This window comes from Isoptericola sp. Y541 (assembly GCF_059445465.1).
Genome location: NZ_JCAIUJ010000004.1, coordinates 247,358 through 262,847, shown reverse-complemented (window position 1 = coordinate 262,847; position 15,490 = coordinate 247,358). Strand labels below are relative to the sequence as shown.

8 protein-coding genes are annotated in these 15,490 nt (G+C 66.6%); 6 read left to right on the top strand and 2 right to left on the bottom strand.

Annotated elements, in window-relative coordinates; translation table 11 throughout:
• Positions 1-5 precede the first annotated feature (5 nt).
• Positions 6-1,427: a hypothetical protein gene (locus tag AC1C2V_RS11395; RefSeq protein WP_495389728.1), complete on the bottom strand. Its 1,422-nt coding sequence runs from the start codon at positions 1,425-1,427 to the stop codon at positions 6-8.
• Between the two features lie 12 nt (positions 1,428-1,439).
• Positions 1,440-2,000 carry a very short patch repair endonuclease gene (locus AC1C2V_RS11390; RefSeq protein ID WP_495389727.1) on the bottom strand — a complete coding sequence of 187 codons (561 nt, stop codon included), beginning with the start codon at positions 1,998-2,000 and terminating at the stop codon, positions 1,440-1,442.
• On the opposite strand from AC1C2V_RS11390, the gene AC1C2V_RS11385 reads away from it, so the two are divergent.
• The 6 genes from AC1C2V_RS11385 (at position 1,993) to AC1C2V_RS11360 (ending at position 15,460) form a co-directional block, all read left to right on the top strand.
• The gene (locus AC1C2V_RS11385; RefSeq protein WP_495389726.1) at positions 1,993-3,132 is read left to right on the top strand and encodes a DNA cytosine methyltransferase; all 1,140 of its coding nucleotides are present in this window, start codon (positions 1,993-1,995) and stop codon (positions 3,130-3,132) included. The two genes, AC1C2V_RS11390 and AC1C2V_RS11385, sit on opposite strands and share 8 nt — an antisense overlap.
• A 35-nt stretch (positions 3,133-3,167) precedes the next feature.
• Positions 3,168-3,632 (top strand): hypothetical protein, encoded by a 465-nt coding sequence (locus AC1C2V_RS11380; protein WP_495389725.1) that lies wholly within the window; start codon positions 3,168-3,170, stop codon positions 3,630-3,632.
• A 91-nt stretch (positions 3,633-3,723) separates the two neighbouring features.
• On the top strand, positions 3,724-6,384 hold the full coding sequence (locus AC1C2V_RS11375) for a sigma-70 family RNA polymerase sigma factor (protein WP_495389724.1): 2,661 nt from the start codon (positions 3,724-3,726) through the stop codon (positions 6,382-6,384).
• Entirely contained in the window at positions 6,381-7,640 is a 1,260-nt protein-coding gene (locus AC1C2V_RS11370) for a DNA sulfur modification protein DndB (RefSeq protein WP_495389723.1), read from the top strand. Before AC1C2V_RS11375 ends, AC1C2V_RS11370 begins: the two co-directional genes overlap by 4 nt.
• Before the next feature lie 189 nt (positions 7,641-7,829).
• Positions 7,830-10,028 (top strand): HelD family protein, encoded by a 2,199-nt coding sequence (locus AC1C2V_RS11365; RefSeq protein WP_495389722.1) that lies wholly within the window; start codon positions 7,830-7,832, stop codon positions 10,026-10,028.
• Entirely contained in the window at positions 10,025-15,460 is a 5,436-nt protein-coding gene (locus AC1C2V_RS11360; RefSeq protein WP_495389721.1) for a PDDEXK-like endonuclease domain-containing protein, read from the top strand. The genes AC1C2V_RS11365 and AC1C2V_RS11360 overlap by 4 nt, the downstream gene beginning before the upstream one ends.
• The last annotated feature ends 30 nt before the right edge of the window (positions 15,461-15,490 follow it).

Here is a 15,490-nt window from a genome sequence, read left to right as displayed (position 1 = left end):
CAAGGTCAGTAGGTGAACCGCGGGACCTCCACCAACCGCTGCCCACCGAGGCGTGACCAGGTCTGGTTCCGCGGTTCGAGCAGGTCGACCTCGAGGGCGGTGTAGACCTCTCGGTAGTCGGCGTAGCCCTCGGCCTCCTGCCCCGTGTGTGCGCGGAGCGCCATCGTGGCGAGGTCCACCAGGCGCTCGGCGAGTCCCGACGGGACGGTGAGCCACGTCGATCCCAATCGTTCGACACCGTCGCCGCGCTGCACGTCGACATCGATCCCCACCGACCGCACGAGCCCGAGGTGGAGAAGTTCGCACGCCGACACCGAGCGCCACAGCTCGAAGACGAACTGGTAGCAGAGCCCGCCGCCCGCCGGGCCGACGGCCAGGGACACCTCGAACTCCTCCTCGTCCAGAGAGAATTCGAACTGCGCGCTACCGGTCGCCAGGAGCTCCGACAGCTCGCCGACGCTCTCGTCGTCTGCCGGGATCTGCCACCACGGCAGGACCCCGAAGGTGCCGTGGTAGCTCCGGAGCCGCCCGATGTCGCCGAAGTAGCAGTCACGGTCCGCGAAAGCGTCCATGCATGCGCGTCGGAAATGGGTCTCGGGATCCGCGTCCAGGCGATCGCATTCGTGGATCGTCAGGTCCTTCAGCGCCGTACCGAGCGCCCGGTGGTGTGCCCGGACGAACTCGAGTGCTTCCGATGCCGCGCGCCGGGCCGCGACCGTGTAGGCCGTGTCCTCGACCGTGTTCCGCAAGATCGTCATGGTGGGTCCCAGCGTGTGCAGGTCCACGGCGAGTCGACGGAGGTGCTCCACACCGTCGAGGTGCTGCGCGGACATCGCCGTCTCACGTCGCCGATGGACCTCGTCGTTCACGAAGCACTGCGCGATCATCGCCCGAGGGAGGCCGTCTGGGAGGTCGTCCATCTTCTCCGGCAGCGTGCGCAACCCCTGGAGCGGGTCCCGTCCCAGACCGACGAGGTACTCGACGCCCTGCGGGTCGACCACGTTCCAGTGGCGCACCAGCAACCGTCGTAGATCGTCGGACGACCAACGCGGATCTCCATGGGTGCAACAGAGTTCTGCGAGCGTCCGGGAGTGCGTCGGGAGATCCCAGCGATCCGTGCCCCCGAGACCCCGGCCCGCGACGGCGGACTCCACGGCGGCCACGAACTCGTCGACCTCGCGACGCCCGGCGTACTCCGGGCGCAGCACGTGCGTCGCGACCACGCGGTCGGCGACGTCGCGCAGGTCGCCGCTCTGCGTCACCCATTCGGCCGCACGCACGGCGAGGTGTGACGCGACCACCGTCGTCGGCCCCAGGTCGGTACGGACCATGCCCGCGAGGTGGCGGTGTCGGTCGCCGAGGGGAGTGAGCGTCTCCGAGCAGAGCTGCGTGACCCACCGGGCGCGGTCGTCGTGGAGTGTGGGCACCTGCGGCCTCCGTCATCGTTCGGGACGCGGTGTCGGATGCTCCCGGTCCGCGGCATGCGCCCGATTGAACACGTTCGGGCCGTGGCGGACGAGTGCCTCGAGCCGGTCGGCGACGTCCACGGGAACCTCGTGCTCCCACGCGCGGACGACGGTCCATCCCAGGCCCGCGAGATGGGCATCGGTGTCTCGATCCCGCGCGATGTTGCGGGTCAGCTTCTCCGCCCACCAGATGCCGTTCGACCGAGGCGAGGTCCCGTGGACCGGGCAGGCGTGCCAGAAACAGCCATCGACGAACACCGCGATCTTCACCCGGGTGAAAGCGATGTCCATGCGACGCCGGGGTCTACCGGGGACCGGGTACTCGACGCGGTATCGCAGCCCGCGGCGGTGGAGCTCCCGCCGGAGCGCGAGTTCCGGCACGGTGTCCTTGCGGGCCTGGCGGGACGTCCGGGCCGACACTTGGGGCGTCGTCGACGGGCGTTCCGGTGCGATGTGAGGCACGTCGATCTCCTCGCCGGCGCGCCGGGTATCGAACACGTGTGCTGGCCCGATAGTGTTCCGTCGCGTGGCCACCCCTGTATCCTCCCGCGCCGACGTCGCAGCCGACCACGCCGTGTCCGACGAGCGTGACCTGCGCGTACTCGACCTGTTCGCGGGGGCAGGTGGCCTGACCGCCGGGATGCACTCGGCATCGTCCCTGTTTCGGACTGTTCGTGCGGTCGAGCTCGAACCGGAGGCGGCGGCGACCTACCAGGCGAACTACGGCGACGTCGTCCACTGCGGCCCCATCCAGACCTGGCTCGAGCAGGAAGATGTGCCCGAGGTCGACGTCGTGGTCGGAGGGCCGCCCTGCCAGGGGTTCTCCACCCTCGGCAAGCAGGACGTCGACGACGAGCGCAACCTGCTCTGGCGCTATTACGCCGAGACCGTCCGTCGTGCTCGCCCGCAGTACTTCGTGATGGAGAACGTCCCGGCGTTCCTCAAGTCACCGCAGTTCTCCGTGTTCACCGACGCGTTCGCCACCGGTGGCGCGCTCGAGGACTACGAGTTCGAAGCCCGCGTGCTCAACGCCGCCGACCACGGCGCGGCCCAGGTGCGCAAGCGCGTCGTCGTACTCGGGCGGCACAAGGACGCCTCGGCCGTGGCGATGCCGCGTGCCACGCACATTCCCGAGACGTATCGGACCGTCCGCGATGCGTTCGAGGGGGACGGCCGCCAAGTGGTTCCTCGCCACGCGGCCGAACTCGACCTACCGCCGGGAACCGTCGAGCGGTTCGGGCGCACGATGCCGGGTGCCTTCAAGGCGTCGGACCTGCACGTCGGGCGGACGTACACCGACCTCTCGCTCGAGCGGTTCCGTGTGATCCCCTACGGGGGTGGGCGGTTCGATCTCCCTGAGGAGCTCAAGGCTCCCTGCTGGCGCAAGCACCGCACGGGCTCGGGGGACGTCATGGGGCGCCTTGTCTGGGAGAAGCCCTCGGTGACGATCCGTACCGAGTTCTTCAAGCCCGAGAAGGGGCGGTACCTCCACCCGACTCAGAACCGGGCGATCACGCATTTCGAAGCGGCGCGCATCCAGGGATTCGACGACGACTACAAGTTCGTCGGATCGAAGGCCGCGATAGCGCGACAGATCGGTAACGCTGTTCCGATCCCGCTCGGGAAGGCGCTGGGTCGAGAAGTCCTGAGTGCCTTCGACGCCTGACATGAGCGCGCTCCGGAGTATGCGAAGCTCTGCCCGTGTCGCATCTACTCAGCTTCGACCTCACCGCCGGACCCGTACCCGGTAACGTCACCGACGTCGTCGGATATCTGGAGTCCAGGGCTGTCGCGATGGGGTCCCGTCGCGACGCCCGCGGCGGGATCCGGCGCGCTGAGGTGTGCGCCGTCGTGGAGCACGGATTACGTTCCGGAGGGTTCTCCGCCGACGCCGGCGGGACCCTGGCCGCGAAGGAACTGGATTTCACCCACTCGTCAGGAACGGCAGTGAGCATCCAGGCAGGCCGGGCAGCCGCGAACCACGGAGCGCTCTTCGCGCTGCTCGCCGCCGCGGCCTCCCCACCAGTGGACTGGCTTGTTCTCGCGGTTCCCGTCACATACAAGGGGACCACCGTTATCGATCCCGTGCTCCGGGAACTCGACGACCTGCGCTCGAGCCCTGGCATCCGGCTCGACCTGCAAGGCGTCCTCGTCGTCGGTTACTGACTTCGCGATGTCGTAGCCTGCGGCCACCTCAGGAATGTCGGTGGTGGGACGTACTGTCGCGGCACCAACTGGTCGTTCGTCGGGATGGTGCATGTCCGCCACTGAAGTCATCGCGCAGCGCAGCCGCCGCGCCAACGGTTACCTGTACGTCTTCGCGTTGCCCATCTCGACCATCCCTGACGTCGTCCCGATTCCCGACGCGGGTTTGCGATGGGAGGGAAACCGGCTCGTCGATCCGAAGCGCGCGCGGGAATTCGGCCGCTACTGGAACGAGAACCGGAAATGGGCTGCCCCGCCCCTGCTTCTGGACACCTCGGAGGATCTCGGGCGTTGGTTCAACGTGCAGTTCCCGGCCAGAGGGCTCGAGGCAGGAAGGCTCCGGCTGCCGACCCCGGACGAGACCGGGCTGCAGATCCTCGACGGTCAGCACCGTGTCCTCGGGTGGGCCCTGCTACTGCGTGACCTCGCGGACAGGTCGAAGGTCGTCGCCGAGCGCTACCGTGCCGCGGCCGCAGGCGGTGACCTCGGTACCGCGAATGCCGCCATGGACGCCATGCGCGCGCTCGAGCCGCTGCGCACCCGGCTCTGGGAGGAGCAGGTGACCGTCGAGGTCCTCGACGCGACGTCGCTCGAGGACCACAAGCAGTGGTTCTTCGACATCGCCCGCAACGCCAAGGGGATCACCCGGTCCGTCACGGCAGCCTTCGACCGATCCGATCCGGTCAATCGCGCGGTGCTACGACTCATCGAGGAACATGCTTCGTTGTCGGGACTGGTGGAGCGCGAGACGGATCGGGTCACCTCCGCTTCGAGTGCGGTCCTGTCTCTCGCCCAGGTCGTCGCCATCGTCCGAGTGGCACTGGGTCTCGCGACGGCGACGGCCGCCGTAGCCGATCGGTACTGCGAGGACGCGATCCTCTCCGTGGCCACGGACTTCTTCGACCTGCTCTTCGACGCATTCGACGACCTGCAGGACGTCGCAGAGGGCGCGATCACAGCCTCGGAGCTCCGGGCCACCAGCCTGACGGGTTCGGTCACCTTCCTGAAGGGCGTGGCTGAGTTCTTCGCCGCTCAGGTGATAGAGATGAGTGACGACTCCCTGGCCGCCAGCGGCTCCTCCGCGGAGAGATTCGGGGCATTCCTGTCGACAGTCGGGCAGCGCACGCGTGGACCCGTCCCTGACCATCTCTGGGACTCCGGGGCGTGGGATAACCGCGACGCCCGGAGTCCTCGAGCTCGTCGTCAGGACGTCCGCGCCATCGCCGACGCGCTCGGACGTTGGCGCGAGGCTACCGATGCCGCTGTCGACGAGCCACAGGGGATGGCGCGGGGAGCGCTCGCGAAGCCGTCGTGGGAGAAGTCGGCACCCGTCGTCGAGACTCTGTTCGAGCTTCCCCAGACCGCGCTCGGGGGTCTGCGTCAGCTGGGCGATGGAGCACCGGTCGCGACAACCGTTTCGGGCACCGCAGACGGCGGCCGTGTCACGCCCCAGGAGCCGCCGGCGAACACCGCCGCATCTCGCGTGCAGAGCGCGCCCCGCAATGTCGTGCCGAGCGCGGTCCGTCGCGGAGACGGGTACCCCGTGATCTGGGACGTCGTCTTCGACGATGGTGACGTCGGGCAGGGTGATGATGAGCCGCGTCCGCAGATCAGTTCAGCCGGCGCGACCGTCGACCCTGTCAAGGACTACCTCAAGCAGATCGGTAAGGTCACGCTCCTGAGTGCCGACGAGGAGATCGAACTCGCGACGCGGATCGAGGCAGGCTTGTACGCGAAGGATCGCGTGTTCCGGGAATTCGCCGGTTGGGACAGGACGAGATCGTCGGCGGACGAGCGACGGCTGTACCGCGACCTCCGATGGATAGCGGGCGACGGTTGCCGGGCGAGAGACCATCTCATCAGGGCGAACCTGCGCCTCGTCGTCTCCATCGCCAAGCACTTCGCCGGCCGGGGGATGCCTTTCCTCGACCTCATCCAGGACGGCAACGTCGGTCTGATCCGGGCGGTCGAAGGGTTCGATTACACGAGGGGGAACAAGTTCTCCACCTACGCGACGTGGTGGATCCGGCAGTCCATCACACGCGGGCTCGCGGACCGGGGACGGATCATTCGCATCCCTGTACACGTGGTGGAGAGCATGGACAGGATCGCGAAGGTCGAGTGGGAGTTGCGGGATGCCCTCGGACGTGCGCCTTCCTCCGAAGCCGTGGCTGCCGTGCTCGACATGTCGACCGGCGACGTGGAGCGTCTCAGGGGCTATCGCCAGCCAGTGCTGTCCCTTTCGGCACTCGCACCCACCGGGCGACGAACGCTCGGGGAGTCGGCGGACTGGGTGGAGTTCGGGGACCTTCTCGTGGACGAGGAGGACATGAGCGCATGCGAGCTCGTGTCGTCGAACCTGATGCGGGACCAGACCGCGCAGTTGCTCGATACCTTGACCGATCGTGAAGCGCGCATCATCGCTATGCGATTCGGTCTGTCGGGTCGTGAGCCGAAGACGCTGGAGGAGATCGGCGCCGCTGTCGGCCTGACCCGTGAACGGATCCGTCAGATCGAGAAGAAGACGATGACAGAGCTCGGGGAGCCGGCGCGGTCGCTCGGGCTGAAGGACTATCTCGACGGCCGTCACGACGTCGACCCCGACACGCCACGGCTACACGAGTCCCCCTGTACGCCGGTGCGGCGGACCGAGCGATCGCCAGTGGCGCTCGAGGATGAGATCGGAAAAGCGATGTGGGGAGCGGTGGCATGACGATGCGCGAGTTCAACCTCAGCGGATACGACGACCGGAAGGAGCTGCTGGCCCAGCGTTACATCCGGGCGGGGAAGAGCCTGTTCGTCGTCGCGCTGCCGATCTATCTGATCCCGACCCACTTGCCCCTACCCGACCCCGGTGAGCCCTTTGAGGGCAATCGCAAAGTCAGTCCGAAGCGTGCCTCGGACTTCTCGGATTATTGGCGCATCAACGCCAAGTGGGCGACCCCGCCGCTGCTCCTGGACACCACGTACCCACTCTCGGAGGACTTCGAGGTGCAGTCCACGGTCTCAGGCGTCGACTTCGGGATCCTCCGCCTGCCGCACAATTCGGAATCGGAGCTGCAGATCCTCGACGGCCAGCATCGCATCCTCGGCTGGGCGATGACGGCGAAGCGTGTCGCCGACGAGTCCCGGCGGGCGCGCGAGGTCAAACTGCAGGCCGACGACCGCGGAGAGGCGGCGAAGAGCGCCGAGGCCGCGGAGGTGATCGCGCGACTCAATCAGGAACGAGAGCGGCTCCGGACCGAGTACGTGACGGTCGAAGTACTCGAGGGCGTGACCCTCGACGACCACAAGCAGTACTTCCACGACATCGCGACGAACGCCAAGGGGATCACGAAGTCGCTGACGGCATCCTTCGACCGTCGCAAGGTCATCAACAGGGTCGCTCAAGCACTGATCGAGGATCATCCCCTTCTCAAGGACCATGTGGAGCTCGAGTCGGACACAGTCCGGGGCCGTAACGAGAACTGGATCTCAGGGAAGAACGTGACAGATGTCGTCGCCGCGGTTGCGCTCGGTCTGGGACGGACGATGACGGCCAAACGGGAGAGGGACGCTGATGAGACCGCCATCCTGACAGCTGCGACCGCTTTCCTCGACGCGCTGAGCGAGGAGTTCGAGGACCTCCGCCGGATTGCCGACAGGGAGCGGGCGCCATCGGAACTCCGCGGGCACAGTCTGCTCTCGTCCCCCACGATCGTTCGCGGCCTCGCAGGCGCGTACCACGACGTCGCGGTAGAAGATCGGACCGGTGTCCCTGTCGTCTCGCCTGCGGGCGACCGGAGGATGCGGAAGCTCATGGGCGGCCTGTCGGGCCGGATGGGCATTCCCATCGGGGACGATTGGTGGGGGACAGGCCTGTTCGAGGCGCGAACCAGCGAAGCGCCGGGGTCCCGCACGCAGAACATCAAGGATCTAGCGGTCCTCCTCACGCGCTGGGCGAGGGATGTGCCGTTCGAAGCGCTCTGAGCCGACTAGGTAGGGGCCAGGTAGAAACGAGACGACCAAGCATCGAGGATGAGGAGTGATCGTGGCAGAGCAACACCACACACTGAAGAGCGTTCTCGATGACAAGCTGGTACTCGTCACGGACTACCAGCGTCCGTACGCGTGGCGCGAGAAGCAGTTGCGCGACCTGTGAGGCGACAAGGAGCAGACATGACCGTGGTGCATCCCGCGCACGCGGATGAGCAGGCGTACCTCGACAGCTCCTACGACCTGCTGGAGCGCGGGTTGGCCGACGCCGAGTCGAGCATCGCGGCGGCCGTCCCGGGTGATCGCGCATCCGCCCGGGCCCTACGGCGCGCTCTCGAGATTCTGCGGCAGTCCAAGGGCACCGGAGCGCTGATCTTCGGTCGCGCCGATGCCGCGGACGCTTCCTTGTACATCGGCCGGCGACGCGTCTATGACGAACAGAAGAACCTCAAGGTCATCAGTTGGCACGCGCCGGCCGCAGCGCCCTTCTACGAGGCATCTACGGCCGAGCCGCACGGGCTGACGCTCAAGCGGACCTTCGTCGAAGAGGACCGACGGATTGTCAGACTGGTCGATGAGGTCTTCGGGCCGGGCGCGGGGAACGCCATAGGGGCGCCAGCGATCAGCGATGCGCTGCTCTCCGAGCTGGAACGTTCGCGCGACGGCGCGATGCGAGACGTGGTCGCCACCATCCAAGCTGAGCAGTTCGCCGTGATCCGCGCACCAATGGACAAGCTGCTCGTGGTCCAGGGTGGGCCTGGTACCGGCAAGACAGTCGTCGGCCTCCACCGTGCGGCATGGCTCGCGTACAACAACGTCGCACTGCGTGAGAGCGGCATGCTCGTCGTCGCTCCGTCGACCACGCTGCTCAGCTATATCAGCGGCGTGCTGCCACTGCTCGGCGTGAACGACGTCCTGCAGGTCCGACTTCCAGACCTCTACGCGGGGGACGCCCGAGCCAGTACCCCCGATTCCCCGCTGGCAGAGGCGGTGAAGGGCTCCGATCGTGTCGCCACAGTCCTTGCCAATGCCCTGCGTCAACGCATCGGTGCCCCCCACGAGGACCTCGAGCTGGCGGTCGGAGCGGATCGTGTCACCCTCCCCGCCGACCAGGTCATGGCTCTCGTAGACGATGTCCGCGGCCGAGCGCTTCCGCACAACGGCGCACGGTCGGTGCTCAGAGAAACTCTCGGGCAGGCCATCCACGACGCCTACATCGCCGAACAACGGCGCCGAAGGCGGCCAGCTGTGGCCAGTGACTCGACGATCAGGCGCCTCTCGGCATTCCAGAACGCGCTGGACCGGCTCTGGCCCACCTTCAGCCCTGAAGAGTTTCTGCGAACGCTCTACGCCACCCGCTCATGGCTCGTCGATGCCGCGAACGGCATCCTGACCGCCGATGAACGCGCGGCGCTGTCTCGCGAGACTTCGTTGAGTGTCGCCGATGAGCGCTGGACCGAAGCGGACCTGTATTGCCTCGACGAGCTCGCCGCCATGCTCGACGGTCCACCGGTCACATACGGCCACGTCGTGGTCGACGAGGCCCAAGACCTCTCACCCATGCAAGCGCGCGCCCTCGCGCGCCGATGCCCTACCGGTTCGATGACACTCCTCGGCGATCTGGCGCAGGCCCGCACGACGTGGGCCAAAGACAACTGGGTCCAGGTTTGCCGGCATCTCAATGACGCCGAGCCGACGATTGAGACCCTGTCGATCGGCTATCGGGTGCCGAGCTCGGCACTCGACCTCGCGGCGCGCCAGCTTCCGCTGATCTCGTCCGAGCTGCAGGCCCCGAGGTCCATCCGCGCGGGACGGATCGTGCCGCAGGTCGTCCGTGCGGAACCTTTCGCACTCGCCGAGGCTGTCCTGGCAACTGCCGATCAGGCGCGCGCCCTCGAGATGTCCGTCGGCATCGTGGTACCCGACGCTCACTACGACGAGATCCTGCAGACCGTCCGGGGCAAGGGACAGATCGGTGACGGTCGCGATGGCGACTTCGCCCACGCATGCAGCATGGTGCCGTCACGACTCGCCAAGGGCCTCGAGTTCGACGCCGTCGTCGTCGTAGAGCCAGCCGCCATCGTCGGTGGATCAGACGACGGACGCCGAACTCTCTACTCCGCGATGACCAGGTGCACCCAGGCTCTATACATCGTCCACGCCGAGCCGCTGCCCCTCGGCCTCGACCACCTGGACACCACCCCCGAAACCCTCGACGTCGAGTCGGCGACGGAATCTGACCTGCCGCCCCAGGAGCCGCCCGGCACGGGCCCCCGCGAGCGTCTGCTCAATCTCCTCCCCGGACTTGCCGATGACGACATCCAGGTGCTGCTCACCATGGCCGTGCGAATGTTGCCCGAACGATCAAGGATCGATCCATGACGAACAGGTCGGCGTCGGCCGTCAACACCGAGCTCGGCAAACGGCTCGAACGTCAGCTTGAGACCTGGCGCCGGGAGCTTGTCACCCTCGACCGCCGGCAGCGACTCCTGTACTTCAAGCACACCAAGTCGGCGTCACTTGAGATCGTTGTCCCCCATCCGGGCGAAGCTCTCCGGATGACGGAACAGGGCGACGTGCGCGTTGCCCTGGACGACGAACGAACCAGCGGCGCGCGACGCGAACTCACCGTCACGGGCAAGAACGAGACCGAGCTCAAGTCCAGCCTTCGGCGACTCGACCAGCACAGCCAGCAGACCTTCGCTGACCGCGGCATCTGGACCCTCTACCTCGGCATCGGCATGCTCGCCTGGGTCGACCCGCAGGACGGCAAGGAGGTGATCAGCCCGATCCTTCTCGCCCCCGTGCGTCTGCGCCGGACTGCAGCCGACATGCCGTACGCACTCACCAGGACCGAGGACGACGTCGTCCTCAACCCGGTTCTCGCCCTCAAGCTGGAGAACGACTTCGGGCTCACGCTCGACGCCGTTGATCCCGACGACCTGAACGTCGACACCGTTCTCGCGGCAGTACGCGGGCGAGTCGCGGCCTTCGCCTCCTGGGAGGTCCACCAGCGACTCGTTCTCACGACCTTCAGCTTCCACAAGGAAGCCATCTACCAGGACCTGCGTGAGCACCACGACGAGGTAGTCGCCAGCAGCCTCGTCCAGCTCGTTGCGCTCGGTCCCGACTCCCCTTCTGCCAACTCGTTCGTGTTCGATCCGATCAGCGACGATGAGCTCGACAACGCTGCGCCGCCCGAGTTGCTCCACAACGTGATGGACGCTGATGGATCCCAGCGCAAGTGCATCCTCGCCGCCCGCGACGGCCGCAGCTTCGTCATGGATGGACCCCCTGGGACTGGCAAGAGCCAGACCATCGCGAACATGATCGCCGAACTCATGGCAAGCGGGCGCTCCATCCTGTTCGTCAGTGAGAAGGCGGCCGCGCTCGACGTCGTCCGCAACCGGCTCAGCGACGTGGGTCTCGGCCCGTTCCTTCTGGAGCTGCACAGCAGCGCCACTACCCGCAAGCAGTTCGCGCAGACCATGGGTAGAGCACTCCAGGAGCGCGTACGCGCCGGTGCGGCGCTGTCGTCGATCGAGGCCAAGGAGCTCGAGCGCACCCGACACGAGCTCAGCGACTACGCCAATGCGTTGAACGAGGTGCGGCCAAGCGTCGGACGCAGCATTCACTGGGCGCTGGGTCGCATCGCGCTCGCTCATCGGATGAGCGGCTTCCGCCTTCCGGCGGGGCAGCAGTGGGGCGCACTGACGGCGGACGACCTCGCCGAGATGCGCAATGGCGCCGCGGCTCTCGGCCGCGCATGGGCCCCCGTCGAGCGTGGTGACGACTTCCTGTGGCGCGGGCTCACGCAGTATGCCGACCCCGGTGACGCCGATCAACTACGCAAGCTCGCCTCCCAGGCCGCCGACGCGGCCAGGGCTCTTGCCACGCGATCTCGCGCGGTCGACGACGACCTCGAAGTGTCCATGCCCGGCACTACGGCCGCGGCAAGTGACCGCGTCCTCCTCCTGCAACTGCTTGAAGAACGGTCCGCAGCCAGTCAGGTCTCCCATCTGACGACGGACGACCTCGGGATCGTCAGACAGCGTCTGCGTGATGCGCACGAACTTGTCGAGCAGCACGCCAGAGCGACAGCCGTCATCGAGCGGTCCGTCGGGCCGGGATGGACGGAGCTGAAGCCCGACGATGTGATGTATCTGGACGTACTTGAGGCACCCAACGACCTCTGGCGCCCGACGCCGGACACGACCGCGTCCCAGCTTCGCGGAGCGGTTGACGCGGCGCTCGGAGCCCCGGTCACGCTCGCCGCGATCACCGAGGACGGCCGCCGCCTCGCCTACCTCCTCGGGGTCGACCCCGACCGGCTCACCATCACTCGCATCGTCGACCTTGTCGCGCTCGCGCGCCTCGCTATGCAGACGACACTTCCCGAGGCCGCCTGGTTCAACCCAGCGCTCACTACCTCGGTTCACGAGTCCGCCGACATCCTCGGCAGACTCGTCGATCTCGTTCGCGCCTGGGAGAACGCCACCCGCGCCGAGTTCTCTGCCTCGGCGTTGTCGACCGATCTACGGGCGCTCCACACTCGCCTCACCCAGACGCATGTCGGCATCCACCGCTGGTCGAGTGCCGCACGTGCCGACCGACGCCTGCTGAAGTCCATCACCGTGCGAGGCAAGGCCGACAAACAAGCCATTTCCGCCTTGCCCGATGCGATCTCCTGGCAGCAGTCGGAGACCACCCTCACTCGAGCCGAGGCCGATCATGCCGCGCGACTGGGCGGCTACTACCGGCGTGCCGAGACCGATTTCTCACGAGTCAGCGCCGCGATCGAGATCGCAGAACGAGCCCTGCGGATCGTGGGGGAAGACCTCAACGCCGATGCCCTCGCGCGCCAGCTCAGCACCACCGGTAACCCCGATCCCCACCTCGTCGGCATCGCTGAACGTCTCGACGCCCGGCTCACGGTGTGGCACACACTCGCGGCTGCGTGGGGAGAAGAGTCCCGGGACCATGCCGCACGACAGACGCCGCACGACGTTGCGGAAGCGGCCCTCCAGCTGTCGGACACCGACGGTGAATCGACCGCCGCCGTCGAACGAGCGGCGGTGGCCGCGCAACGCGATCTCACTATCGACGAGGCCCGCAAAGCTCTGACGGCGGCGGGTGAGATCGCCCGCACAACAGCGACCATCCTCGACCGCTACGACGACGACGCTGCCGCACTTGGCCCCGGCTACGACGCGTTCGCCACCGAGTGGTCCCGCCTCGAGCATGCCCTCGACTGGGCCGATGCCGTCCGCGAATACCTCCACGGCAGTGTCCCTCGGGGCGTCGCCGAACGGCTGTGGGCACCGTCGATCGGCTCGGTTGAGCTCGCTTCGGTCGTCGAAACCTGGGCACAGGCCATTCAGTCGCTCCTGGCCAACTTCACCAGCGGTCGCGTCACCGAGCTACGGACCGACCTCGACCGTGACCTCGACCAGGCTCACGAATACCTCGCCGAGCTCGCCCACACCGCGACTCGCGACATTCCGCACTGGGCCGCCTACGAGCGCTGGAGCGAGTGGTTCCGTGACTACGGCTGCGCACCGCTGGTCGAGGAGCTCTCCTCTGAACAGGCCGCCGCCGGCGACGTCCAGGACGCGATCGAACGCGCAGTCCTCGAGGCCTGGGTCGACGCCACGGTTGCGGCCGACAACCGTTTGAGTCGGCTACGTGCGGATGACCGCAATGCGCTCGTGGAGCGTTTCCGTGAACTCGACCAGCGCCTCGTCCACGAGGCCCACAACAAGGTCGTTGCGGCATGCAACGCGCGGCGCCCCAAGTCGACGGCGAGCAGAGGCGCACAGCTCATCCAGCGTCAGGCCAACCTCAAGACCCGCCATAAGCCGATCCGCACGGTACTAGGCGAGGCCGCCGAGGTTGCCCAAGAGCTCAAGCCCTGCTTCATGATGAGCCCGCTCGCCGTCTCGCAGTATCTGCCGGCCGGCATGCGGTTCGACGTCGTCATCTTCGACGAAGCATCCCAGGTCCTGCCGTCCGACGCCGTCAACTGCATCTACCGCGGCAACCAGTTGATCGTCGCCGGCGACGTCAAGCAGCTGCCTCCGACCAGCTTCTTCACCAGTGGCCTGCAGGATGAAGAGAGCGACGATGAAGACGATCCCGACATCTTCCAGTCCGTGCTCGACCAATGCAAGGCGGCCGGCGCACTCCCATCGCTGCCCCTCACGTGGCACTACCGCAGCGCGCACGAGAGCCTCATCGCATTCTCCAACTACCGCTTCTACAAGGGCGAGCTTTTCACATTCCCAAGCGCCCGCGAACAAGGCGCCGACGTCGGCATCGAGTCCATCGTTGTCGACGGAACCTACCGTCGTGGCACGTCGCGCGACAACCCTGCCGAGGCGGATAAAGTCGTTGAACGCATTCTCTTCCATGCTACGGAGCACCCCAACCTCTCCCTCGGGGTCGTCACCTTTTCGTCCGCCCAGGAAGATGCGATCTTCGCCGCGATGGAGCGAACATCGGTCGGCAGCCCCGTGCTGGCGGACCTGCTTAACTCCCATGATCGTCTCGACGGATTCTTCATCAAGAACCTGGAAAGCGTCCAGGGAGACGAACGCGACGTCATCCTCTTCTCTATCGGCTATGGGCCCGATGAGCACGGCAAGATGACGACCAACTTCGGACCCCTCAATCGGGAGGGCGGGTGGCGCCGGCTGAACGTCGCCATCACACGGGCTCGGCAGCGTGTTGAAGTCATCAGTTCCTTCCACCCGGGTCAGCTTGCATCCACTAACACCGGCGTCAGCGCACTTGCCCGCTACATCGACTTCGCCCAGCGTGGTATGCCTGCACTCGCCGTTGACCTCACAGACAGTCTCGGGGACGCCGAGAGTCCGTTCGAAGAAGACGTCATCCGCGAGATCATCGCCCTTGGCTACGAGCCTGTCCCTCAGGTCGGCACCGCTGGATATCGCATCGACATCGGTGTGCGGCACCCGCTGGAGCCGGGCCGCTACGTCCTTGGCGTCGAGTGCGATGGTGCTGCCTATCATTCCTCGAAGGTCGCCCGCGACCGTGACCGCCTCCGCGAAGAGGTCCTGACGCGCCTCGGATGGCGGATCCACAGGATCTGGGGCATCAGCTGGGCACGTGAACGCGCTGAACAAATCCAACGGCTGCGCTCAGCAATTGAGCAGGCCACCTCTGACGCTGGCATGCCGACCAGCCTTGTCCGACCGCAAGCACGGGTCCCCGAGTTCGACGAAGTTGACCTTGACGCACCGCCCGACTGGGGTCGTCCGTACATGATCTTCACCGAGCCGGCCCGTAGCCGGTACGAGCCCGGCGCAGTCGAAGCGCGTCCTGCCATGCGCGTCTATTTTCAACGTCTCCTTGCGGTCGAAGCACCCATGCACATTTCTGTGGCGTTCGATCGCCTCCGTAGTGATTGGGGTATTGGCAGGATCGGTTCGCTGATTGAGGACAACGTGCGACGTGCGATCGACGGCGTCAGGATCAGGGGGGTGGGGGTTGCCCTTGAGTCCGACGGGTTCATTACAGTTCGGGGCGAAGTGCTCACTGAACCTCGATACCCTGCCGATTCTGCCTCGACGCGTAAGCCAAGCCAGGTGCCGTCGCAGGAGGTTCAGATTGTGATTCTTCACGTCGTGAGAGACGCCGTCGTGGGCGAACGAGATCAGATCGCACGCGAGGTCGCACGCTTCTTCGGCTGGAAGACCACAGCGGAGGTGCGGCGCATCACGGACCAAGCGGTCGCGCGGCTCGAACATGTAGGCCGAGTCACTGCACGGGGTGACAGCTACCGAGTCGTATGAAGGCCCGCCGACGTGTTGAAAGCTCGTGAA

What these genes read in the sequence shown, in the direction of transcription:
- AC1C2V_RS11375 (WP_495389724.1), top strand. Translation starts at nt 3,724, where the DNA reads ATGTCCGCCACTGAAGTCATCGCGCAGCGCAGCCGCCGCGCCAACGGT.
- AC1C2V_RS11370 (WP_495389723.1), top strand. Translation starts at nt 6,381, where the DNA reads ATGACGATGCGCGAGTTCAACCTCAGCGGATACGACGACCGGAAGGAG.
- AC1C2V_RS11365 (WP_495389722.1), top strand. Translation starts at nt 7,830, where the DNA reads ATGACCGTGGTGCATCCCGCGCACGCGGATGAGCAGGCGTACCTCGAC.
- AC1C2V_RS11360 (WP_495389721.1), top strand. Translation starts at nt 10,025, where the DNA reads ATGACGAACAGGTCGGCGTCGGCCGTCAACACCGAGCTCGGCAAACGG.